Raw genomic sequence first — 22,807 nt, 5'->3', positions numbered from 1 at the left:
ACCCATGGCAGATAATCATTACGACGCCATCGTTGTTGGCTCGGGAATCAGTGGCGGTTGGGCGGCAAAGGAACTGACCGAGAAGGGCCTGAAGGTCCTGATGCTGGAACGCGGACGCAACATCGAGCACGTCAAGGACTACGTCAATGCGATGAAGGAGGCGTGGGATTTCCCGCATCGCAACCGGCCTACACAGGCGATGAAGGCTGCTTTCCCGGTATTGATGCGCGACTACGCGCTGGCCGAGAACCTGCAGGGCATGTGGGCCGACGAACAGGAATCGCCCTACATCGAGACGAAGCGATTCGACTGGTTCCGCGGCTACCACGTGGGTGGCCGTTCGCTGATGTGGGGGCGACAGAGCTATCGCTTCTCCGACCTGGATTTCGAAGCGAACCTCAAGGACGGCATCGCCACCGACTGGCCGATCCGCTACGCCGACATCGCACCCTGGTACGACCATGTGGAGAAGTTCGCCGGCATCGCCGGCACGCGTGAAGGGTTGGACGTGTTGCCGGACGGCGAGTTCCTGCCGCCGATCCCGTTGAACATCGTCGAAAAGGACGTGGCCGCGCGGATCCAGAAGGCCTTCGGCGGAACGCGGCACATGATCCACTCGCGCACCGCCAACATCACCAAGCCGATGCCGGAGCAGGGCCGCGTCAACTGCCAGTACCGCAACAAGTGCATCCTGGGCTGTCCCTTCGGTGCCTACTTCTCGACCCAGTCGGCAACGCTGCCGGCGGCGATGAAGACCGGCAACCTGACGTTGCGGCCCTTCTCGATCGTCAAGGAAGTGCTCTACGACAAGGACCGCAAGCGTGCGCGCGGCGTGGAGGTCATCGACGCAGAGACCGGCCAGACCTACCAGTACACGGCCAAGGTCATCTTCCTCAACGCGTCCTCCTTCAACTCGACCTGGCTGCTGATGAACTCGGCCACCGATGTGTGGGAAGGCGGGCTGGGCTCTTCGTCCGGCGAGCTGGGGCACAACGTGATGGACCATCATTTCGGTGCGGGCGCCTCCGGCCGGGTCGAAGGCTTCGAGGACAAGTACTACTTCGGCCGCCGTCCCTGCGGTTTCTACATTCCGCGGTTCCGCAACATCGCTACGGACAAGCGCGGCTACCTGCGTGGGTTCGGCTACCAGGGCGGTGCCAGCCGCACCGGCTGGTCGCGCGAGATCGCCGAGCTCAACATCGGGGCCGATCTGAAGGAGGCACTGACCGTGCCGGGTGACTGGCGCATCGGCATGACCGGATTCGGTGAAATGCTGCCGCACCACGACAACACCATCCGCCTGGACCGCGACCGCAAGGACAAGTGGGGGCTGCCGGTGCTGGCGATGGACGTAGCCATGCGTGCCAACGAACTGGCGATGCGCAAGGACATGGCTGCCGATGCCGCTGAGATGCTGGAGGCGGCTGGCGTCAAGGACGTGAAGATGCACGACAGCGACTACGCCCCTGGCAAGGGCATCCACGAGATGGGGACCGCGCGCATGGGTCGTGACCGCAGGACCTCCGTGCTGAACCAGCACAACCAGGTATGGGATGCGCCCAATGTCTATGTGACCGACGGTGCCTGCATGACTTCCAGCGCCTGCGTGAATCCCTCGCTGACCTACATGGCGTTGACCGCGCGCGCGGCCGACCATGCCGTGCGCGAACTGAAAGCGGGGAATCTCTGATGGATCGCCGCGAACTGCTGAAGATGATCGTCGCCGCCACCGGCGCGGCCATGGTCGGCCTGCCCGCGCTTGTTCATGGGCAGGCGCCGGCTGCCGGTACGAAGCTTCACTTCTCCGACGCCGATGTCGACACGCTGGACGAGATCGCCGAGACCATCCTGCCACGGACCAAGACGCCGGGGGCGAAGGACGCCGGCGCCGGTGCTTTCATGGCGACGTTCGTCAGCGACTGCTACACCGCCCGGCAGCGGGCGACGTTCCGCGCCGGTCTGGCCGATATCGATAAACGCGCCGGTGGCCGCTTCGTTTCACTCGCACCGCAGGCCCGCACCGAACTGCTGCGCACGCTGGACATAGAGGCCAGGAAACACGCGGTCGAGGTGACCGAGACCGGCACTGCCGAGGAAGGAGAAGCGATGCCGCATTACTTCACGATGATCAAGCAGCTGGCCATCTTCGGCTTCTTCACCTCGAAGGTCGGTGCGACCGAAGTGCTGCAGTACGTTGCCGTGCCGGGCCGCTACGACGGCGACCTCGCCTATGTTGCCGGCACGCCCGCGTGGGGGACCAGTTGATGGAAAACGCCATGATGATCCGCTCTCTGTTGCTTGCCGCCGGCCTGCTGGTGGTAGCGCCCGCATTCGCGCAGGCCGGCGCCGATCCTGCGCGCGATCCAAAGAAGACCGAAGTGTGGACGCCTGTGCCTGCAGTCGTGGCCACCCCTGCGGGGAAGGCTCCTTCCGATGCGATCGTGCTGTTCGATGGCAGGGATCTTTCGCGCTGGGAGTCCGAGCAGGGTGGGCGCGTGCCTTGGACCGTAGCCGACGGCGCGCTGACCGTGGTGCCGGGCAGCAAGGGCATCCGCACCAGGCAGCGCTTCTGCGACATCCAGCTGCATGTCGAATGGCGCACGCCCACCGATACGAAGGGCTTCGACGGTCAGAACCGGGGCAACAGCGGCATCTTCCTGCAGGAGCTGTATGAGCTGCAGGTGCTCGACAGCTACAACAATCCCACCTATGCCAACGGCCAGGCGGGCTCGATCTACAAGCAGGCCATGCCGCGGGTGAACGCCTCGCGTGCACCGGGCGAGTGGCAGGCGTACGACATCCTCTGGAAGGCACCGCGCTTCTCGCCGGGTGGTGGGCTCACCTCGCCCGCGCGCATCACCGTGCTGCACAACGGCGTGTTGGTGCAGGACGACACCGTGCTGGCGGGCAAGACCGAGTACATCGGTGCGCCTTCGTACGCGCCACATGCGTGCGCGCCGCTCTATCTGCAGGAGCATGATTCCAAGGTCAGCTACCGCAACATCTGGGTGCGCGAGCTGTAACGGCTGCCTGCTACTTCGCCAGGAAACTGGCGATGTCATCGATTTCCTGCTGCGACAGCTGGGAGAAGGGCGGCATCAATCCGCCGCCCTTCCTGATCTTGTCCTTGATCTGCGCCGGCTGCAGCCGCTTGCTGACGTCGGTCAGCGCGGGGAACGCGCCCGGCATGCCCGCACGGTCTGCGCCATGGCAGGCCGTGCAGTTCGCGGTGTAGAGCTTCGCACCGGCGGCAGGGTCATCCTTGCACCACGCCGCAGTCGTAAACACGGCACAGGAAAGAACCACGGCCACTGTCAGGATCGTCTTCAAGGAGGGCTCCTTCGCTAGCGCTGTGCGCTGGCGGGCAGGGTGACGGTCAGGTGTTCCCGCAGGTAATCCGCGCCGGTCTGGATGACCTTGGCCGGATCGCGCGGCTGGTCGTGCTCGACGATGTACCACTGCACGCCGGCCTTTGCCGCAGCCGGCAGGATCGCCTTCCAGTCCAGCACGCCCTGGCCGACGGCGGCAAAGCCACCCTCGTCTTCGGCCTGGCCTTTGGGTGCGTTGTCCTTGGCGTGTACCGCGAACAGCCGACCGCGGAACGTTGCCAGCATCACCGCAGGGTCCAGGCCTGCGCGCGCCACCCAGGCCAGGTCCAGCTCGGTCTGCAGGTCGGGCCCGGCCGCGGCGAACAGCAGTTCCAGACCGGTCCGGCCATTGAAGTCGACCAGCTCGAAATCGTGGTTGTGGTAGGCCAGGCGCATGCCCTTGACGCGTACCTGTTTCGCGATCCTGCCCAGCTCCGTGCCCAGTGCGGTCCAGCCCGCGGCATCGGTCGGTCGATCCTTCACGTCCAGGTATGGCACCACCAGCGTGGTGTTGCCGATCAATCGGTTGAAGGCCACCACGCCGTCAAGGTCCTTGCGCAGCTCGGCCAATGGCACGTGCGACGAAATCGCCTTGATCGAATACCGGTCCAGCAACTGCTTGAGTTCGGTGGCGCTGACGCCCTGCGTGCCCACGGTCTCCACCGCACCCACGCCCGCGTCTTGGACGATCTTCAACTGCTGCTCAAGCGAGCCGGCATTGCGCAGGGTGTACATCTGTACGGCGATGGGTTTCTGTGGGCCGGCAGCTTCGCGTGCGAAAGCGGGCAGGGCAGCGAGCAGCAGCAGTGCGAGCGTCGCAGCTCTACGAACAGGGGTGTTCATCAAAAGATCCTCCCGGGATTCAACCGATGGCGGTCCAGGCGCGCGTCCTGGCCGATGCGATGACGCGGTCGACGATCTGCGCCGAGCGCATGCCGTCTTCGAAGGTGGGCAGGCCGTGCGGCCGCTCGCCTTCGATGGCGCGATAGGTGTCGGCGACGAATGCCTCGAAGCAATGGCCATAGCCCTGCGCGTGCCCCGCCGGCAGCACCGACAGCCGGCGTTGTTCGGCACTGCCAGCGCCGGGACCACGCACGAAGACTTCCTCGCGCTGGTCGGGCAGTCCGATCCACAGCCGCTCGGCGTCCTCCTGGTTGAACGCCACGCTGGCCCTGGCGCCATCGATCTCGAACCAGAGGCGATTGCGGCGTCCCGCCGATACCTGGCTGACCGTCAACGACGCCAGCGTGCCGGCGCCGGTCCGGAACATCGCCGCGGCCACGTCCTCACTCGCCACTGCCTGCATCGCGCCACCGGCCACCGCTGTAGTGAAGCTCTGCCCGGTGTCGGTGCTGCGTTCGGCGATCACCGTGTCGAACGCCGCGCTGACCTCGGTGAAACGCTCGCCGCTGACCCATTCCACCAGGTCGCACCAGTGCGAGCCGATGTCGGCGAACACGCGCGAGGCGCCGCCCAGTGCCGGGTCCACGCGCCAGTTGTTGCTGGCTGGGTCCAGCAGCCAGTCCTGCAGGTAGCTGCCATGGATCAGGTGCAGCGGTCCCAGTTCGCCCTGAGCGATGCGTGCGCGCGCCTCGCGGACGACCGGGTGGTAGCGGTAGACGAAGGGCACCGTGGCGATCAGTCCTGTCGAGGTAACCAGTGCCGCCAAGGCCGCGGCGTCTTCCAGCGTGGTGGCCAGCGGTTTCTCGCAGATCACATGCTTGCCGGCCTGCAGTGCGGCCTGTGCCATGGGGTGGTGCAGATGGTTGGGCGTGCAGATATGCACGACCTGCACCTGTGGATCGGCGACCACGTCCTCGATGTCCCGATAGGCACGCGGAACATTCCACGACTGCGCCACTTCAAGCGCGCGTTGCGGCGAGGAGGCGGCCACGCCACGGATGTCGGCGCCCGCCAGCAGCGCCGCGCGACGATGCACGGCGCCGATCATGCCGGTGCCGACGATGGCGATTCCGAGCTTGGGCATCGGTTGAGATCCTCAGCGAGTGGAAGGCGCGGCCGCGACCACCGGCCGGTCGCGGAACAGCAACAGGAAGGCGACCAGCACGACCAGCGCGACGCCTGCGGGGAACAGCCAGATCTGCTCCCAGTCCGGTCCCGCCGCCGTGGTGAAGTGTTCCACCACCGCGCCGGACAGGAACGTGCCGATCAACATCCCCACGCCGTACGTGGCCAGGGTGATGAAGCCCTGCGCGCTGCTGCGCGCGGCCGGGCCGGCATGCGCATCGGTGTAGATCTGGCCGGTGACGAAGAAGAAGTCGTAGCAGATGCCGTGCAGCACGATGCCGATCACCAGCAGCGAGAAGCCGCCGCCTGCATCGCCAAAGGCGAACATGGCATAACGCACTACCCACGCGGCCATGCCTACCGCCAGCATCGTCTTCACCCCCAGCCGCACGAACAGGAACGGCATGGCCAGCATCAGCAGGACTTCGGACACCTGCCCCAGCGACTGCAGGCCGGCCGCGCCGCGCACGCCCAGATCATTGAGGTACGGGTTGGTGAAGTTGTAGTAGAACGCGAGCGGGATGCAGATGGCGATGGACGCCAGGAAGAACACCAGATACGAGCGCGACTTCAGCAGCCGCAGCGAATCCAGCCCCAGGATCTGCCCCAGCCCGCCATCGCGCTGCTGCGCCAGCGGCGGCGTGTGCGGCAGGGTGAACGCATACAGACCCAGCGCCAGTGACGCCATCGCCGCCATCCGGAACGTCAGCTCCAGACGGTGCGCCTGCTCCCAACCCAGCCAGCCGATCAGCACACCCGCCACGATCCAGCCGACGCTGCCGGCCACCCGCACCAGCGGGAATTGTTTCTCGGGCGACTGCATGTGCCGCATGGCCACGCTGTTGGCCAGTGCCAGCGTCGGCATGAACAGCAGCATGTATCCCATCACGTAGACGGAGAACATGCTGAAGCTGGTTGCCGTGGACGCCAGCCACATCAGCACCGCGCCAGCCAGATGCAGGACCGCGAGGATGCGCTGCGCCGCGAAGTAACGATCCGCGATCAGGCCGACCAGGAAGGGGGCCACGATGGCGCCGATGGACTGGCTGAGGAACGCCGTTGCCACCTGGCTTGCACTGGCCTGCAGCGGGCCTTGGACGAGATAGGTTCCCAGGGTCACGAACCACGCTCCCCAGATGAAGAACTGCAGAAACATCATCGCGCCCAAGCGCGACATCGCGTGCGTCATGGCTTGCCCTCCCGGGGCGGTAATGGCTCAGATTCCCAGCATGCGGTGCAGTGATTGCGGGTCCGTGCCGCTGTCGGCGAAATCATCAAAGGCGCGCTCCGTCACGCGGATGATGTGGTCGCGGATGAAAGCGGCTCCTTCCCGTGCACCGTCTTCCGGATGCTTCAGGCAGCACTCCCACTCCAGCACTGCCCAGCCGGGGAAGTCGTACTGCGCGAATTTCGAGAAGATCGCCTTGAAGTCGATCTGCCCATCGCCGAGTGAACGGAACCGGCCTGGACGATCGATCCAGTCCTGGTAGCCGCCATACACACCACTGCTGGCACTGGCGTGGTACTCCGCGTCCTTGACGTGGAAGATGCCGATGCGCGCGTGGTAGCGGTCGATGAAGCCGAGGTAGTCCATCTGCTGCAGCAGCATATGGCTGGGGTCGTACAGGATCTTCGCGCGGGGATGGTGGTCCACCACGTCGAGGAAGCGCTCGAAGGTCGCACCGTCGTGCAGATCCTCACCGGGGTGGATCTCGAAGCACAGGTCCACGCCGCACGCGTCGAACGCATCCAGGATGGGGCGCCAGCGGCGGCCGAGTTCGGCGAAGGCTTCTTCCACAAGACCAGGCGGTCGTTGCGGCCACGGATAGAAATACGGCCAGGCCAGCGCGCCGGAGAACGTGGCATGCGCGGTCAGCCCCAGGCGCTGGCTGGCTTTGGCGGCCAGCAGCAGTTGCTCCACCGCCCAGGCCTGGCGGGTGGCAGGATCGCCGCGTTTGTCCGGCGGCGCGAATCCGTCGAACAGGCTGTCGTAGGCGGGATGGACGGCGACCAGCTGCCCTTGCAGGTGAGTGGACAGTTCGGTGATCTGCAGACCATGTCCGGTCAGCATGCCGGCGATGTCGTCGCAGTACGCCTGGCTGTGCGCCGCCTTGGCCAGATCGAACAGGTGGGGCGCGCTGGTCGGCACTTGTAGGCCAGAATAGCCCAGGCCCGCGGCCCATCCGGCCAGCGTGTCCAGCCGATCAAAGGGAGGTGTGTCGCCGATGAACTGCGCCAGGAACAGCGCTGGACCCTTGAGCGTCTTCAACGTGATTCGCCCTCGATGCAATCGATTGCATTATCCTAGCAGGGGCTCACGCAGGACCTGTTGTGCACTGCACAGCGGACAGGAGAACTAACGCCATGGCCACCATCTACGACATCGCAAAGCACGTCGGCGTCTCTGCCGGGACGGTGTCGCGCGCACTGTCCCGGCCGGACAAAGTCCTGCCGGCCACGCGTACGCGCATCGAACAGGCTGCTGCGGCGCTGGGCTATGTTCCCAACACGGTGGCGAGGACGCTCAAGACCCAGCGCAGCGGCAAGATCCTGGTCACCGTGCCGGACATTGCCAACCCGTTCTTCGCGCAGATCCTGCAGGGCGCGGAGGACGCGGCGCAGGCCGTCGGCTACGCCGTCTTGTTGGGCGATACCCAGAACCTGCCCGAGCGCGAGGAGCGTTACGCGCAGATGCTCCGGCGCAACGAGGCCGATGGCCTGATCGTGCTGGGGCATCGCCTGCCGCCGACGGCGCGCGATATCGTCGAGCAACGGGGTGTCGCCGCGCCGGTGGTCAACGGCTGCGAGTTCGACCCCGCGCTGGGCATTCCCAGCGTCCACATCGACAACGCCGCCGCCGCGCGCGCGGTGATGGAACACCTGTACGGCCTGGGGCATGAGCGGATCGCCGTGGTAGGCGGGCCGCCCGACAATCCCCTGCACACGCAACGGCTGGAAGGGGTTCGCGCCGCTGGCAGGGCACGTGGCCGTCTGCGCCATCTCAGCGTCGTGCCGGGTGACTTTTCCGTGGAGTCTGGCCATGCGGCTGCGACGGCGCTGTTGACGGTCGCGTCCGCACCCACCGCGATCTTCTGTTTCAGCGACCAGATGGCGCTGGGTGCGCTGGCAGCCTGCCGGGATCTGGGCGTCCGCGTGCCCGATGACATCTCCATCGTCGGCTTCGACGACCTGGCCTCATCGCGTTACCTGACGCCTCCGTTGACGACCATCAGGCAGCCGATGCGCGAGATCGGCGAGCGCGCGGTCAACCTGCTGCTCGCCATCATCGAACAGGTCGACGTGCCGCGCCAGCAGACGCTGGAGTTCAGCCTGATGGTGCGGGGCTCGACGGCTGCGCCCAGACGCAGCTGAGCGCAACGGCGAGGCGGCATGATGCCGCGCTTTCTCTGCCTCAGGGCTTGCCGCGCTTCGCGTCCACGCTGTAGCGCCCTGGCCCGCTGCACGCCAGCAGCAGGAAGCCGCCGGCGATGGCCAGATTCTTCAGGAACATGATCTGCTGCACCTGGTCTGCCAGCTGGTGGTGGAAGATGAAGGCCGTGACCAGGCTGAAGGCGGCCAGCACCGCTGCCACTGCCCGGGTCTGGAAGCCGAACAGGATGCACAGGGCCGTGCCGATCTCGAACAGGATGGTGGGCCACAGCAGGATGCCGGGAAGACCCATCGCCGTCATGTAGCCCTGTGTTGCCGCCGGGTCGGACAGCTTGCCCAGGCCGGATACCAGGAACAGCAGCATCAGCAACACACGGGCGGCCAGCTTCGCAAGAGAGTGAAGTGATGTGTTCACGGCAACGTCCTCAGGGTGGGCGGGGCGGGTGGATCGTTGAGAACCTGCGGCCATCGAAGCCCATCGCGGGTGAAGTCGGTGTTGAGGCCTACTGTGCTGGAAGCCTGCGGACAGGCGTACGGTGCGTCCCTGCCTCAGCGCCGCTCATACCACCCGCGCGACGCATTGACGATGCGCACCACCGACAACATCACCGGCACTTCAATCAACACGCCGACCACCGTCGCCAGCGCCGCACCGGAATGCACGCCGAACAGCCCCACGGCGGTGGCCACTGCCAGCTCGAAGAAGTTGCTGGCACCAATCAGCGCCGAAGGACCGGCCACGCAGTGGGCGACCCCCAGACGTCGGTTGAGCAGGTAGGCCAGCCCTGAGTTGAAGTAGACCTGGATCAGGATCGGTACCGCCAGAATGGCGATGACCAGCGGCTGCCGCACGATCTGCTCGCCCTGGAAGCCGAACAGCAGCACCAGCGTCAGCAGCAGCGCCAGCAGCGAAACCGGCCCCAGCTTTCGCAGCGCGGACTGCAGGCCAGCCTCCCCGTTGCGGGCCAGCAGCCAGCGCCGCAGCAGTGCGGCCACCAGCACCGGCGCGATGATGTACAGCGACACCGACAGCAGCAGCGTGTCCCACGGCACGCTGATCGCCGACAGGCCCAGCAGCAGCGCCACCACCGGTGCATACGCCACCACCATGATGGCGTCGTTCAACGCCACCTGGCTGAGGGTGAAGTTGGCATCGCCGCGGCACAGGTTGCTCCATACGAACACCATGGCGGTGCAGGGCGCTGCCGCCAGCAGGATCAGCCCGGCGATGTAGCTGTCGACCTGTGCGGCGGGCAGCGCATCGGCAAACACGTGGCGCAGGAAGAACCAGCCCAGCAGTGCCATCGAGAACGGCTTGACCGCCCAGTTGATGAACAACGTCACGCCGATGCCTTTCCAGTGCTGGCCGAGCTGGCGCATCGCACTGAAATCAACCCGCAGCAGCATCGGGATGATCATCAACCAGATCAGCACGGCGATGGGCAGGTTGACCTTGGCCACCTCCGCCGACGCCAGCGCAGCAAATGGCTGCGGCAGCGCGTGGCCAAGCAGGGTGCCTGCCACGATGCACAGCGCCACCCACAGCGTCAGGTAGCGCTCGAACAATCCCATCGGTGCCGGCGCGCTCACGCCTGGTCGTCCTCGGGTTGCACGAAACCGATGCGATCCAGCGATTCTTTCAACTGCCCGCGGTCGGACCAGGTGGCAGCGGGCAATGCCAGCAGGGCCAGCAACCGTGCCTTGACGATGGCATGTGCCTGCGCGAATGCGGCCGCCTTGTCATCCACGCTGCCCTCGACGGCGGCCGGATCGGGCAGGCCCCAGTGCGTGCGCACGAAGTCGCCGAACACCACCGGACACGCCTCGGCCGCTGCGGCATCGCAGACCGTGATCACCAGGTCCATCGGCGCGCCGTCAGCGAACTCGTCCCACGATTTGCTGCGCAGGCCTGCGGTGGCGATGCCCTCGGCCTGCAGCTGGGCAAGGGCGAATGGATTGACCGCGCCGGCCGGTTGGCTGCCGGCGCTGAACACCTCGAAGCGGTGGCCGGCCCACGCCCGCAGCGTGGCTTCGGCAAGAACACTGCGGGCGGAATTGCCCGTGCACAGGAACAGGACGCGTTGGGTGGTCACGAAGCGGATCTCCGGTCAGCAGGCGCAATCGGGGGATGTCGGGCTGCAGGCCGGATCGGGCGAGCCTGCGCAGCAGTTGTGGGTCAGGTAATCGATCAGGCCGGTCATGGCACTGAAGTTGGCGCGGTAGCAGACGTTGCGGCCCTGGCTCTCGCTCTCGACCAGCCCGGCCTGCAGCAGTTCCTTCAGATGGAAGCTGAGCGTGGCCGGCGGCACCTGCAGGGCGGTGCCGATGTCGCCGGCCATGCGGCCGGCCGGGCCGGCTTCCACCAGCAACCGGAAGGCGGCCAGGCGGGTGGCATGGCCAAGGGCGGTGAGGGCGGCGATTGCATTTTTCGTTTCCATATTTCTAGAATAGTTGAATGAATGAATCCATCGCAAGTCCCATCCTCCCGAATCTGGCCGAAGCCTCGCTTCCCCAGCCCGACCTGTCTCAACTGGGCACGGGCCGCACGCATGCGCCGCGGATCCTGCTGCTGTATGGCTCGCTGCGCCCGCAGTCGTTCAGCCGCAAGCTGGCGCTGGAGGCCGAGCACCTGCTGCGCCACCTCGGCTGCGAGACCCGGGTGTTCGATCCGCATGTATTGCCCATGCTCGACAGCGTCGGCGCCGATCACCCTGAAGTGCAGCGCCTGCGCGCGTGGTCGCAATGGTCCGAAGGCCAGGTCTGGATCAGCCCGGAGCGCCACGGCACGGTCACCGGCGTGTTCAAGAACCAGATCGACTGGCTGCCGCTGGAAGATGGCAGCGTGCGCCCGACGCAGGGCAGGACGCTGGCGGTGATGCAGGTCAGTGGCGGTTCGCAGTCGTTCAACACGGTCAACACGCTGCGCGTGCTGGGGCGGTGGATGCGCATGCTGACCATCCCCAACCAGTCGTCGGTGGCCAAGGCATGGCAGGAGTTCGACGAAAACGGGCGGATGAAACCCTCGGCGTACTACGACCGGGTGGTGGATGTGATGGAGGAACTGGTCAAGTTCACCCTGCTCACGCGGGATCGTTCGGACTACCTGGTGGATCGCTACAGCGAGCGCAAGGGTGATCAGCAGGCGGCCGCACTGGCACGTTCGGCAGGGGCGGTGGTCGCACGTTGACGGCAGGCGGTGGCCGCAGGGATGCGCGCGTGCGCGGGCGCATCACCTCAATCCACTACCATGGGCCACCCCTCCAGGATGTGCCCCGATGTCCCTCGTCATCCCGACCCTGCCCAAGCCTCCCGCCGCACGCATCGCCGCCTGGCTGATGATGCTGCTGGGCATGTGGCTGGCACTGAAGCTTGGCCTGGTGGTGACCCTGCTGTCGGGCCTGCTGGTGTTCCAGCTGACCCATGTGCTGGCCTCCACCGTGGAAGGCAAACTGCGTCCTGGGCGGGCACGGGCGATCGCAGTGATCGTGCTGTCGGCGGTGATCATCAGCGCATTGGTGCTGGCGGGTATCGGCGTGGCCTCGTTCTTCCGCAACGAGACCGGTGGCCCTGACGTGCTGCTGGCGCGGTTGATGGACATCCTCAACACCTCCCGGCACCAGGTGCCGGCCCTGCTGCAGCCCTACATCCCTGAAGACCTGACGGCACTGCGCGCCGCCGTGAACGAATGGGCGGCCGAACACCAACGCCAGCTGGGCGTGGCCGGCACATCGGTGGTGCAGGTGGGGGTGCGCGTGCTGATCGGTATGGTGCTGGGCGCGATGATCGCGCTGTACGACGAACTGCCGCTGCCGAAGATGGGCCCGCTGGCGCAGGAACTGATCGGCCGTACCAGCCGCCTGGCCACCGCGTTCCGCCAGGTGGTATTCGCCCAGGTCAAGATCTCGCTGCTCAACACCGTGTTCACCGCCATCTTCCTGCTGGGCGTGCTGCCGCTGTTCGGCGTGCACCTGCCACTGTCGAAGACGCTGGTGCTGATCACCTTCATCGCCGGCTTGCTGCCGGTGGTGGGCAACATCATCTCCAACACCATCATCACCATCGTCGCGTTGTCTGTGTCGTTCTACGTGGCCGTGGCTGCGCTGCTGTACCTGGTGGTGATCCACAAGCTGGAGTATTTCCTCAATGCACGCATCGTCGGTGGCGAGATCCAGGCACGCGCCTGGGAGCTGCTGCTGGCCATGCTGGTGATGGAAGCGGCGTTCGGCCTGCCCGGGCTGGTGGCCGCGCCGGTGTTCTACGCCTACGTGAAGCGCGAACTGGTGGACCAGCGCTGGATTTGACCCACCGTTACGCGAGCGCAGCGCTACACTGATCCGCACGCCAGGGGGTACATCGATGGGCCGCAGGGCATCGCCAAACGGACTGCAGACCTGGCTCTGGATCCTCGGTGGCCTGTTCGTGCTGTGCACCCTGCCGCTGATGGCCATTGCGCTGGTGCAGGGCACGCAGCGCTACACCGAAGCCGAGGCCAACCTGGTCAGCCTGCGGCAGCTGCGGCAGACCTTCGAGCTGGCCAATCTTGTATCGGCCGAGCGTGGGCCAGCCAACAGCCTGCTCGGCGCCGACAGCACCGATGCGCAGGAGCAGCGCCGGCTGGCCGCGCAGCTGGTGGTCGCCCGGCAGCGGGTGGACGCAGCGACGCAGCACCTGCAGACCGTGTTCCAGACCGACCCGCGGGTGGTGGACGAAACACCGCGCCTGCATGAAGCGCAGCGGCGGCTGCAGACCGCGCGCGCTGCGGTGGACCGCGTCGCCGCACTGCCCAGGGGCGAGCGCTCGGCAGAGGAGGTGGAGCACGCGATCAACAGCATGTTCGCGGTGTACGACCGGCTGCAGGCGCTGACGTCGGTGCAGATCAGCGACCTGGTCGCCGCCGATCGCGAAGCCGCGATTCCTGCCATGCAGGGGCAGATCCTGATCGACCTGCGCGAGCACGGTGGCCGCTTGGCATCCAACGTGATGGTACCGCTGGCGGTGCCCGGCGCATGGCGGGAGCCGCAGGTGCGCGCTGCGCAGCAGACCGAGGGCCGCCTGTTGGAGCTGTGGCGGTTGGCCGCCAGCCACGAGTCGGTGTTCCGCAGCGAGCCGACGTTGTCCTGGCATTGGGACATGGCGCGCCGGCAGTTCTTCGGCCAGTCGCTGCCGATGGTGGAACAGCTGATCGAAGATGGCCGGCGTGGGGTGCCGCCACCCTGGACGGCGGCCGAGTTCACCGCGCGCTACGTGCCCACCCTGCAATCGCTGGAAGCGCTGCGCGATGGCTACCTCGGCGTTTCGATCGCGCGCTTCGAGCACACCCGCAACAAGGAAGTGATACGCCTGGCCGTGCTGGCCGCCACGGTGCTGGGGACGTTGCTGCTGCTTGCGCTGGCCCTGCGCATCGCCCACGTGCAGATCCTGCGGCCGTTGCTGCAGGCGCAGGCGCAGGTGATCCAGATCGCCTCGGACACGCCGGGCACCGAGCAGCATGCCACCCACCCGATGGCGGAAATGCAGCGCCTGTTCGATGCCATCGAGGTACTGCGGGCGAAGTCGCATCAGCGCTCGGCATTGACCCGTGAACTGCGCGAGCTGGCCGATACCGATCAGCTGACCGGCCTGTTGAACCGACGCTCGCTGGAGGGATTGGTACGACAGCGGCATGCCGATGGAAGCACGCAGGCGGTGGTGATTCTGCTGGACGTTGATCATTTCAAGTCGATCAACGATGGGCAGGGCCATGCGGCCGGCGACGATGTGCTGGTGCAGGTGGCGCAGCAGCTGCGCCGCCACCTGCGCCGCAACGACAGCGTCGCCCGTTACGGCGGCGAGGAATTCCTGGTGCTGCTGGCCGAAGGCGATCTGGCCAGTGGCCGGCGGCTGGCCGAGTCGCTGCGGGTGGCACTGCGCGGCAAGGACATCGTGCTGGGCAGTGGCGAGATCCTGCGGGTCACCGCCAGCTTCGGCGTTGCCCAGGGCACGCTTGACCCGATCGGCTGGCACGCGCTGGTACGCGCCGCCGACACCGCCATGTACGCGGCCAAATCGCTTGGCCGCGACCGGGTGCAGGTGGCTACGGGTGGGCGTGCGGCACGCTGAGAGTTGTCTCGTTCATCGCCAGCGCACGTGCTGCTGCCTAGACTGGAGCCTCGTCTGCCGGAGGAGTACGCCATGACTCTGCGTTCCGTTGTGACTGCCACGCTGGTGGCGGGCCTGTTCGCTGGCTGCGCCAGCAGCGCACCGCAAGCCGATGCGGGCGCCGATGCACCGCGTCATCCTTCGATCGCCGCGGATGCCAGCCCGATACCTGCCTTCACCGGCGGTGGTGAAGGCTGGTCCATCGAGATCGCCTCCACCGGCAAGGGCAACCACGATGCCACGCTCACCATCGCCGGCCGCAACAGCACCGGTACGCTGCGCTACCTCGGCCAGCCGGCCGGTGCGCCTAGTTCGTTGACGGTGCTCAACGGTGAGCTGGGCACGCAGCCGACCATCGTCGAGATCAAGCGCGAGCCTTGCCGCAATGCCGAAGGCGTGGATACATCGGCCAGCGTGCAGGTGACGGTTGAAGGCCAACCACAGCGCCGGGGCTGCGGCTTCCTGGCCGTGTACTGACCGATACACGCATGATCGACATTCCGCTGCTGGAAACTCCCCGCCTGCGCCTGCGCGCGCAGCGCCTGGACGACTTCCCCGTGTATGCCGCATTCCTTGCCTCGCCCCGCGCGCGCGGCATGGGTGGGCCGTTTGGTGAGGTTGCCGCGTGGGGACAGTTCTGCCACGACCTGGCCAGCTGGCATCTGTTCGGGCACGGCGCGCTGATGATCGAGCGCCGCGATACGGGCGAGTGCATCGGCCAGGTTGGCATCAACCATGGCCCGCTGTTCCCGGAACAGGAACTGGGCTGGTTGCTGTATGCCGGGCAGGAAGGGCAGGGTTTCGCCAGCGAAGCCGCCGCGGCGCTGCGTGATTGGGCGTTCGTGGTGCGTTGCCTGCCGACCCTGGTCAGCTACATGGCAGCGGACAACCACGCCTCGCAGGCCGTGGCGGTTCGCCTTGGCGGTGTGCTGGATGCGCAGGCGGTGCGCAGCGATCCGGACGATCTGGTGTTCCGCTATCCGCGTTGACGGTGGATGGTCACTGCAGCGTAAGCGCAGAAGCACCGCCCGGCTCACCGCGTGAAGAAACCGGCAGCAGCCATCCACGCCTCGGTCACCGCACTGGGCAGAGGCTGGGCGCCCACCTGTCGAAGGAACTGCCCATGACCACGCTCACCCTGCCCGAACTGGCCAAGAAGATGGCCGGCATCGATTTCACCATGCTGCAGACTCATGCCGGTGGCCAGATCGCCGGCCGGCCGATGAGCAACAACGGCGATGTGGACTACGACGGCGACAGCTGGTTCTTCACCATGGAAGAGACCGACATGGTGCGCGAGATCAGCGCCGACCCGAACGTGGCGCTGGGTCTTACCGGCAGCAAGTCGCTGCTGGGCAAGCCGCCGCTGTTCGTGCACGTGCAGGGCAGGGCAGCGTTGATCCGCGATCGCGGCACGATGGCCCAGCACTGGGTGAAGGACCTGGAGCGGTGGTTCGAACAGGGCGTGGATACACCGGGGCTGGTGCTGATCCACGTGCACGCCAGCCGCATCCATTACTGGGATGGCGAGGACGAGGGCGAAATAGTGGTCTGATCGCGGAACCCGCACAGGGCCCCGTGCCTTGCGTCCATGGGTCAGGAGTGCGCAGGCTCGCCGGACCACGCTGCCAGTTCCGGCGCCAGCGCATGTTCCACTGCGCGGCGCAGCAGCGCCGGGGCCACGTAGTGCCGGTGCGCGCTGTCGATCATCGCCATGTAGAAGCGACCGAACGCATTGAGCGTCTGCACGCGCGAGCCCAGGCTGATCTCGACCTGACCGTCCTCGTTGAACTGCACGCGTACACTGCTGCGGAAGCGCAGATGGCGGTCATCGGCACCGAGCAGCACTTCGGCACACCGGTCTTCCGCATCCACCTGCGCATCCAATACCGGGAAACGACCACCGAAGACGCGGCTGCGGTCGCTGGACAGCAGTGACGACACTGGACAGCCCAGCGGGGAGGTGCGCAGGCGCAGCGGCGCAACCAGGCGATTGCGCAGGGCCATCAAGCGGCCGACGCCGGCTGGCGGGTTGCGCAGGAATCCGTCCAGTACGTCGGCCAGCAGTGCGGAGGCGGAGCGGTGGCCGGTCTGCCCGCCGTGCAGCGCCAGCGTGGTCGTGTCGTTGTAATGACTGTGCGGCAGTGCACTGGCGAGCAACCCCTGCGTGGGCGACGCGCTGCTGCAGACCGGGTACGCCGGCGTCGCCCGTTCCACGAATCCGCGCAGTGGCTCCAGGCTGACGCGGCGCAGCGGCCCGAGCAACGTGCGCGTCTGCACGCACAGGCGCGCGCGCAGGCTGGGTGCTGCCGCCTGCAGTGACAGCTGCAGCAACGGCGTGGCCGCCAGCGTGGTTGCGGTGGGCCAGTGCGCAGCAGGCAGCACCTCGGTCAAGCTTGGGATGTCTGCGGCGTTGGCCTGTGCTTGTAAGCGTGCCTGCTCGCTCATGGCCCCGGCCAGCTCATTGCTGTGGCACGAGAGCGCGAACAGCGCAGGGTGCGCCGGACTGTTCGAGGCGAACTGGTGCCAGGTGCCGCCGCCAAAGCGCACGGTGAACAGGCAATCCGGTGGGATGCGGACACGACGCAGTGACCGCAGGAAGTGTGCGGGATCGTCCGCCAGCTGACCATCGGATGCGCTGGCAAACCGCAGTTCGGCACCTGCACTGCCGGCGATGGCCGTGAACATGCGCGGCCCGGCATGACGATGGAAGGGATGGCCGCCGGCAGCCACCACGAAGCTGTACAGCGACGACGCATCGCCGTGCTGCAGGTGCATGCCACCCAGCCGCGCCGAAGGCTCGTCCAGTGCATCGATGAAAGCGGGGTGGTGGCGCTGGCGCTGGCTGGCATCGCTCACCAGCGCATCGCCGGCACCGATGCCGAGCTGCGCGATCAGGGTGACTTCCACCGGGCCACCGCCGTCCTGTGCCGGAAGCTGGATACTCGGGAACGAACGGCTGGTGCGGGTCGAACCGGGCATCGCAGTGCTCCTCAGCGGGCGGGTGTCTTGCGGCGTGCGCGCGCTTCGCGCTTCAGCGGACCACCGACCGGACAGACTTCGGCGGCCCAGGAAAACAGCGTGTTGGCCAGGCGCTCGGGCACCTGCCGGAAGTACACGAACTGGCCGCGCTTCTCGCGTTCGATCAGGCCGGCGTCTTCCAGGATGCGCAGGTGGCTGGACAGTGCCGGCTTGCTGAAATCGAAGCGCTCGGCCAGCTCGCCCGCGCTGAGCTCGCCGGCGCTGAGGTAGGCCAGGATCTGCCGGCGTGCGGTCGAGGCCAGGGCTTCGAAGATGCGGTCCATGGGGTCAGTTAACTAATTCGTTAACTAATGTTCTCCCTGCGGCTGGGTCATGTCAAGCGCGGGCGTGCCCGTTGCGTTCTGCCACCCGGCTTTGCCATCCTCCCCGCTGTTTTCCGTTCCCTGGAGTTGCAATGCGCCCTGCGCCCTGGCTGATGGCTGGCCTGCTGCTGCCGATCGTGGTGATGGCCCAGCCCGCGCGTGCGCCGAAGGCAGCGGCGCAGGATCCCTTCAGTGAACTGTTCGACACCGCGTGCATGCAGCACATCGGTGCGCCAGCGCGGCTGCAGTCGCTGATGGATGCCAACGGCCTGACGCCGCTGCAGCCGGCCGAGGCCGCTACGCTGCTGCAGGGCCAGCCGGGCATGGCGTGGATGGTGCCGTTGGCCAGTGGCCGCTATGCGGTCAGCTGGGCCGACGATGGCACCTGTACCGTGTATGCCGAGAAGGCCGATCCGGCGGTGGTGCAGAAGGGCTTCGCGCGGCTGATGCAGGCCGCGCCGAAACCGCTGCAGATCCGCTCTCTGCCCTCGCGCGGTCCATTGTCCGGCGACCAGGTGGCGATCCAGTACGGCTGGGCAACGCCGGGCGAGAGCAAGCTGCGCGTGCGCTTCCGGCTGGTTACCCGGCAGGCCGCTGAAGCGGGGGTGCAGGCGATGGCCTCGGCCACGCCGGGCGAAGCGATGCGCGAACAGGCCGCGCCGCCTGCATCCGCACCCGCCCGGTAACGACGCCGGAGCGGAAGAGATTCAGCCAACAGCCCCCGGATGTGATATATCGTTTATCGATAAATTCACCCCGGGGCGGCAGGGCCGCTCCACATCGGAGGCTGCTTGACCGTTCGTCCCGCCCGCGCCCTTCCTGCGCGCGGCTTGTTCACCCTGGCCCAGACCGCCGTGCAGGCGGTGCGCGCGATGTGCTGGCTGGGCATCCTGGCCGCGCTGCTGGCAGTGCCGCTGGTGGCCTACGACCGCAGCTGGCTGCTGGACAGCGTGCACGATGCGCACGCGGCGGCCATGCACGGTTCGCATCTGTTCCTGCATTTCTGCGTGGGCCTTGCCGCCATCGTCGCGCTGCTGGTGCTGTGCCTGGTGTTCCTGCGCCACCTGGCGCGGCTGCTGCGGTCTGCGGCCAACGAACGCCCCTTCACCCATGCCAATGCCGTGCGCCTGCAACGCATGGCCTGGCTGATGCTGGCGATGGAGGTGCTGTCGATCGTGATCGGGCTCTACGCCAGCTGGATGGGGCCGGACTTCGCCTGGATGGAGGTGGGCGGTGGCATGTCGATCACCGGCCTGGTCGCGGTGCTGATGCTGTTCGTGCTGGCGCGGGTGTTCACCGTCGGCGCAGCGATGCGCGACGATCTGGACGGTGTGATCTGATGGCGATCGTCATCACTCTGGACCGCATGCTGCAGCAACGTGGCATGACCCTGTCCGAGCTGGCCGCGCGCATCGACATCACCCTGGCCAACCTGTCGATCCTGAAGACCGGCAAGGCGCGTGCGATCCGCTTTTCCACGCTCGATGCGATCTGTCGCGAACTGCAATGCAGCCCCGGCGACCTGCTCGGGCATGACCCCACGCAGGCGCAGGATTCAGATTGACCTTCGCTGCGCCGCACGCCTGCACCGCATCACTTTCCCCTTACTGACGAAACGGACCTGAAATGGAATGGTTGGCTGACCCCTCGATATGGATGGGCCTTGCAACCCTGGTCGTGCTGGAGATCGTTCTCGGCATCGACAACCTGGTGTTCATCGCGATCCTGGCCGACAAGCTGCCGCCGCACCAGCGCGACCGCGCGCGGGTGATCGGCCTGGCATTGGCGCTGCTGATGCGGCTGGTGCTGCTGGCCGCGCTGGCCTGGATCATGAAACTGACCGAACCGCTGGTCACGCTGTTCGAGCACAGCTTCTCCGGGCGCGACCTGATCCTGCTGGGCGGCGGCCTGTTCCTGCTGTTCAAGGGCACGATGGAACTGCACGAGCGGCTGGAAGGCCGCGAGCATCATGAAGATGGCAAGAAGGTCTACGCCAGCTTCGCAATGGTGGTGGCGCAGATTGTGGTGCTCGATGCGGTGTTCTCGCTGGACTCGGTGATCACCGCCGTCGGCATGGTCGACAACCTCGGCGTGATGTATGCGGCAGTGACCATCGCGATGGTGCTGATGCTGCTGGCCAGCAAGCCGCTGACCCGCTTCGTCAACAAGCACCCGACCGTGGTGGTGCTGTGCCTGGGCTTCCTGCTGATGATCGGTTTCAGCCTGGTGGCCGAGGGCCTGGGCTACAAGATTCCGAAGGGGTACCTGTACGCGGCCATCGCGTTCTCGATCCTGGTGGAAGCGTTCAACCAGTGGATACGTTTCAACCGCGAGCGCAACGAGCAGCGCCAGCCGTTCCGCCAGCGTACCGCTGATGCAGTGCTGCGCCTGCTGGGCGCGCGCCAGGCCAATGGCCACGATGAAGAAGAAGCCGATGAACGCGGCAGTACCGAAGAACGCCTGCAGCCGGCCGAGCACGAGATGATCCGCAGCGTGCTGGGCCTGGCTGACCGCCCGGTGTCCAGCGTGATGACCGTGCGTGCCGACGTGCAGTGGATCGACATGGCGCGCGGTGACGACGACGTGGTCGCACGCCTGGTGGCGTCGCCGCATACGCGGATGCTGGTGGGCGACGGTGACCTGGACAGCCTGCGTGGCGTGGTGCAGAGCCGCGACCTGCTGGCCGACCTGCTGCAGGGCAAGCCACTGCAGCTGGAAGCCAACCTGCGCGAGCCGCAGTACGTGCTGTCCAGCGCCAGTGCGTTGCAGGCCCTGGAGCTGATCCGTCAGCACCCGGTGCCGCTGGCGGTGGCGGTGGACGAATACGGCAGCGTGGAAGGCCTGGTGACCGCCAACGACCTGCTGGCGGCCATCGCCGGTGATCTGGCCGATACCCAGGACGAGCGCTATGGCGTGGTCGCGCAGGGTGAGGACTGCTGGGACGCCGACGGCGCGCTGACCCTGGACGACCTGCAGCGGCTGGCCGGCGTGTCGCTGCCGCGCAGTGCGGACTACATGACCATCTCCGGGCTGGTGCTGGAACAGCTGGGGCGCCTGCCGGACATCGGCGACACGCTGGAGGTGGCCGGTATCCGCATCACCGTGCTGGCGATGGAGAAGCGTCGCATCACGCGGTTGCGGGTGGAGCGCTTGCCGGAGGCGTGACGACGGCAGGACCGAGCCCATGCTCGGCTCTATCCATTGCCATCTTCTGCCGTCACCATGGCGGGCCTGTTTGCCGTTCTGGATTGTCGTAGTGCTGAGTACTATTGGTTTTCTGATGGGCCTGTATGTGGCCTGGCGCCTGTTCTGGCCACTGCGCCTGCCCGTCTGGTCGAAGGTGGTGCTGTCCGTGCTGCTGGTCGGCATTGCCGTGCAGCTGCGCATCGTCGCCAGCTTCTGGGGCACGATGGCCTCGCCGGAAATTCCGAAGATGGCCATCGCCACGCTGGCGACCGGCTCCACCGCGGTGCTGTTGCTGGCCCTGGCGCTGCTGATGCTGGACGCCGGACTGTTGGCCGCGCGCCTGTTGCGCGCACCGCGTGCCCTCGCTGCATTGCGCAGCAGGGCGCTATGCCCATCGGCGGCGGTGTTGGCGCTGGCGCTCAGTGCCTTCGGTGTCAGCCAGGGCATGGCCGTACCCCAGCCGCGGCAGATCGAGGTGGCAATCGCCGGCCTGCCGCAGGCCTTCGATGGCTACCGCGTGCTGCAGCTCACCGACATCCATGCCAGCCGCCTGCTCACCGGCGACTGGGTGCGCCAGGTCGTGGCTGCAAGCAATGCGCTGCAACCGGATCTGGTGGTGATCACCGGTGACCTCATTGACGGCAGCGTGCAGGCGCGCCGCAACGATTACACACCGCTGGCTGACCTGCGTGCGCCGGACGGGGTGATCGCCATCACCGGCAACCATGAGTACTACGCGCAGTACAGCGAATGGATGCAGGCGTTCCGCGCGCTGCACATGCAGGTGCTGGAAAACAGCCACACCCAAGTGCGTCGTGGTGATGCAACGCTGACCATCGCCGGGGTGACCGACCCGGTGGCCTCGCGCTATGGCCTGCCGTTGCCCGACCTGGACGCCGCGCTGGCTGGTGCCGACCCGGCCGCGCCGGTGATCCTGCTCGACCATCGGCCACGCAATGCGCGCGAAGCAGCTGCACGCGGGGTGAAGCTGCAGCTTTCCGGGCACACCCATGGCGGCCAGATCATCGGCATGGACCAGTTGGTGAAGCGTGCCAACGGCGGCTTCGTTTCCGGCCGCTATGCGCTGGATGGCATGACGCTGTACGTGAGCAACGGCGCCGGCCTGTGGGCCGGGTTCCCGGCCCGCATCGGCGTGCCGTCGGAGATCACGTTGATCACCCTGCGCCGGGCGCGCTGACACAGTGGGGTCGGGTCCCTTTGCGAACAGCAAAGGGTTCTGACCCCGTTTGCCACGGAGGGGGAGCATCCACGCATGGCGTGGATCTACTGCATTCCTTCCGGAGCATCCACGCATGGCGTGGATCTACTGCATCGTCACTGCCGCCGTGACAC

26 protein-coding genes are annotated in these 22,807 nt (G+C 66.7%); 15 read left to right on the top strand and 11 right to left on the bottom strand.

Features of this window, described 5'->3' with window-relative positions; all coding sequences use genetic code 11:
• The first annotated feature begins 4 nt into the window (after positions 1-4).
• The 3 genes from QOL57_RS05310 to QOL57_RS05300 are packed head-to-tail and all read left to right on the top strand — an operon-like array spanning position 5 to position 3,023.
• Entirely contained in the window at positions 5-1,690 is a 1,686-nt protein-coding gene (locus QOL57_RS05310) for a GMC family oxidoreductase (protein ID WP_089239432.1), read from the top strand.
• Entirely contained in the window at positions 1,690-2,265 is a 576-nt protein-coding gene (locus QOL57_RS05305) for a gluconate 2-dehydrogenase subunit 3 family protein (RefSeq protein WP_089239434.1), read from the top strand. Before QOL57_RS05310 ends, QOL57_RS05305 begins: the two co-directional genes overlap by 1 nt.
• Complete coding sequence (locus tag QOL57_RS05300; RefSeq protein WP_089239436.1) at positions 2,265-3,023, top strand: DUF1080 domain-containing protein; 759 nt, start codon at positions 2,265-2,267, stop codon at positions 3,021-3,023. Before QOL57_RS05305 ends, QOL57_RS05300 begins: the two co-directional genes overlap by 1 nt.
• A gap of 10 nt (positions 3,024-3,033) precedes the next feature.
• On the opposite strand, the gene QOL57_RS05295 is transcribed toward QOL57_RS05300, so the two are convergent.
• The 5 genes from QOL57_RS05295 to QOL57_RS05275 are packed head-to-tail and all read right to left on the bottom strand — an operon-like array spanning position 3,034 to position 7,665.
• Complete coding sequence (locus tag QOL57_RS05295; RefSeq protein ID WP_089239438.1) at positions 3,034-3,330, bottom strand: cytochrome c; 297 nt, start codon at positions 3,328-3,330, stop codon at positions 3,034-3,036.
• A 14-nt stretch (positions 3,331-3,344) separates the two neighbouring features.
• Entirely contained in the window at positions 3,345-4,211 is an 867-nt protein-coding gene (locus tag QOL57_RS05290; protein ID WP_089239440.1) for a sugar phosphate isomerase/epimerase, read from the bottom strand.
• A gap of 19 nt (positions 4,212-4,230) precedes the next feature.
• Positions 4,231-5,355: a Gfo/Idh/MocA family oxidoreductase gene (locus tag QOL57_RS05285; protein ID WP_089239442.1), complete on the bottom strand. Its 1,125-nt coding sequence runs from the start codon at positions 5,353-5,355 to the stop codon at positions 4,231-4,233.
• 12 nt (positions 5,356-5,367) lie between these two features.
• Positions 5,368-6,585, bottom strand: coding sequence for a nucleoside permease (locus QOL57_RS05280; protein WP_089239444.1), 1,218 nt, complete (start codon positions 6,583-6,585; stop codon positions 5,368-5,370).
• Positions 6,586-6,612: 27 nt separating this feature from the next.
• Positions 6,613-7,665 (bottom strand): sugar phosphate isomerase/epimerase family protein, encoded by a 1,053-nt coding sequence (locus QOL57_RS05275; RefSeq protein WP_089239446.1) that lies wholly within the window; start codon positions 7,663-7,665, stop codon positions 6,613-6,615.
• A 95-nt stretch (positions 7,666-7,760) separates the two neighbouring features.
• Here QOL57_RS05275 and QOL57_RS05270 point away from each other — a divergent pair, with 95 nt between their 5' ends.
• Positions 7,761-8,768, top strand: coding sequence for a LacI family DNA-binding transcriptional regulator (locus QOL57_RS05270; protein ID WP_089239448.1), 1,008 nt, complete (start codon positions 7,761-7,763; stop codon positions 8,766-8,768).
• Between the two features lie 40 nt (positions 8,769-8,808).
• On the opposite strand, the gene QOL57_RS05265 is transcribed toward QOL57_RS05270, so the two are convergent.
• The 4 genes from QOL57_RS05265 to QOL57_RS05250 all read right to left on the bottom strand — a co-directional run bounded on the left by QOL57_RS05265 (position 8,809) and on the right by QOL57_RS05250 (position 11,224).
• Positions 8,809-9,201, bottom strand: coding sequence for a DoxX family protein (locus tag QOL57_RS05265; protein ID WP_089239450.1), 393 nt, complete (start codon positions 9,199-9,201; stop codon positions 8,809-8,811).
• 134 nt (positions 9,202-9,335) lie between these two features.
• Positions 9,336-10,358: an ACR3 family arsenite efflux transporter gene (gene arsB, locus QOL57_RS05260; protein ID WP_089241212.1), complete on the bottom strand. Its 1,023-nt coding sequence runs from the start codon at positions 10,356-10,358 to the stop codon at positions 9,336-9,338.
• Positions 10,359-10,372: 14 nt separating this feature from the next.
• The gene (locus QOL57_RS05255) at positions 10,373-10,879 is read right to left on the bottom strand and encodes an arsenate reductase ArsC (protein WP_089239452.1); all 507 of its coding nucleotides are present in this window, start codon (positions 10,877-10,879) and stop codon (positions 10,373-10,375) included.
• Positions 10,880-10,894: 15 nt separating this feature from the next.
• The gene (locus QOL57_RS05250; protein WP_089239454.1) at positions 10,895-11,224 is read right to left on the bottom strand and encodes a metalloregulator ArsR/SmtB family transcription factor; all 330 of its coding nucleotides are present in this window, start codon (positions 11,222-11,224) and stop codon (positions 10,895-10,897) included.
• Positions 11,225-11,241: 17 nt separating this feature from the next.
• Between QOL57_RS05250 and arsH the strand changes: the two genes are divergently transcribed.
• From arsH to QOL57_RS05220, 6 genes are all read left to right on the top strand, one after another.
• Positions 11,242-11,973, top strand: coding sequence for an arsenical resistance protein ArsH (arsH, locus tag QOL57_RS05245; protein ID WP_089239456.1), 732 nt, complete (start codon positions 11,242-11,244; stop codon positions 11,971-11,973).
• A gap of 88 nt (positions 11,974-12,061) precedes the next feature.
• On the top strand, positions 12,062-13,087 hold the full coding sequence (locus QOL57_RS05240) for an AI-2E family transporter (RefSeq protein ID WP_089239458.1): 1,026 nt from the start codon (positions 12,062-12,064) through the stop codon (positions 13,085-13,087).
• A gap of 55 nt (positions 13,088-13,142) precedes the next feature.
• Complete coding sequence (locus QOL57_RS05235) at positions 13,143-14,885, top strand: GGDEF domain-containing protein (RefSeq protein WP_089239460.1); 1,743 nt, start codon at positions 13,143-13,145, stop codon at positions 14,883-14,885.
• Positions 14,886-14,957: 72 nt separating this feature from the next.
• Positions 14,958-15,401 (top strand): hypothetical protein, encoded by a 444-nt coding sequence (locus QOL57_RS05230; RefSeq protein ID WP_089239462.1) that lies wholly within the window; start codon positions 14,958-14,960, stop codon positions 15,399-15,401.
• 11 nt (positions 15,402-15,412) lie between these two features.
• Positions 15,413-15,913 carry a GNAT family N-acetyltransferase gene (locus tag QOL57_RS05225; protein ID WP_089239464.1) on the top strand — a complete coding sequence of 167 codons (501 nt, stop codon included), beginning with the start codon at positions 15,413-15,415 and terminating at the stop codon, positions 15,911-15,913.
• Positions 15,914-16,047: 134 nt separating this feature from the next.
• A complete protein-coding gene (locus QOL57_RS05220) occupies positions 16,048-16,479 on the top strand; it encodes a pyridoxamine 5'-phosphate oxidase family protein (RefSeq protein WP_089239466.1) in 432 nt (143 codons plus the stop codon).
• Positions 16,480-16,520: 41 nt separating this feature from the next.
• On the opposite strand, the gene QOL57_RS05215 is transcribed toward QOL57_RS05220, so the two are convergent.
• Both QOL57_RS05215 and QOL57_RS05210 read right to left on the bottom strand, forming a co-directional pair.
• A complete protein-coding gene (locus QOL57_RS05215) occupies positions 16,521-17,906 on the bottom strand; it encodes a DUF2867 domain-containing protein (RefSeq protein ID WP_089239468.1) in 1,386 nt (461 codons plus the stop codon).
• Between the two features lie 11 nt (positions 17,907-17,917).
• Complete coding sequence (locus QOL57_RS05210) at positions 17,918-18,229, bottom strand: metalloregulator ArsR/SmtB family transcription factor (protein ID WP_089239470.1); 312 nt, start codon at positions 18,227-18,229, stop codon at positions 17,918-17,920.
• Between the two features lie 131 nt (positions 18,230-18,360).
• Between QOL57_RS05210 and QOL57_RS05205 the strand changes: the two genes are divergently transcribed.
• From QOL57_RS05205 to QOL57_RS05185, 5 genes are all read left to right on the top strand, one after another.
• Positions 18,361-18,954, top strand: a complete 594-nt coding sequence (locus tag QOL57_RS05205; protein ID WP_089239472.1) for a hypothetical protein — start codon at positions 18,361-18,363, stop codon at positions 18,952-18,954.
• A gap of 186 nt (positions 18,955-19,140) precedes the next feature.
• A complete protein-coding gene (locus QOL57_RS05200; protein ID WP_089241214.1) occupies positions 19,141-19,608 on the top strand; it encodes a DUF2975 domain-containing protein in 468 nt (155 codons plus the stop codon).
• The gene (locus tag QOL57_RS05195; protein ID WP_089239474.1) at positions 19,608-19,832 is read left to right on the top strand and encodes a helix-turn-helix transcriptional regulator; all 225 of its coding nucleotides are present in this window, start codon (positions 19,608-19,610) and stop codon (positions 19,830-19,832) included. Before QOL57_RS05200 ends, QOL57_RS05195 begins: the two co-directional genes overlap by 1 nt.
• Before the next feature lie 62 nt (positions 19,833-19,894).
• Positions 19,895-21,433: a TerC family protein gene (locus QOL57_RS05190; RefSeq protein ID WP_089239476.1), complete on the top strand. Its 1,539-nt coding sequence runs from the start codon at positions 19,895-19,897 to the stop codon at positions 21,431-21,433.
• Between the two features lie 82 nt (positions 21,434-21,515).
• Positions 21,516-22,652 (top strand): metallophosphoesterase, encoded by a 1,137-nt coding sequence (locus tag QOL57_RS05185; RefSeq protein ID WP_089241216.1) that lies wholly within the window; start codon positions 21,516-21,518, stop codon positions 22,650-22,652.
• The last annotated feature ends 155 nt before the right edge of the window (positions 22,653-22,807 follow it).

The organism is Stenotrophomonas sp. yr243 (assembly GCF_900184195.1).
Taxonomy (GTDB): Bacteria; Pseudomonadota; Gammaproteobacteria; order Xanthomonadales; family Xanthomonadaceae; genus Stenotrophomonas; species Stenotrophomonas lactitubi.
Note: the sequence above shows the minus strand (reverse complement) of the source record. Positions and strands in the feature narration are given on the sequence as shown.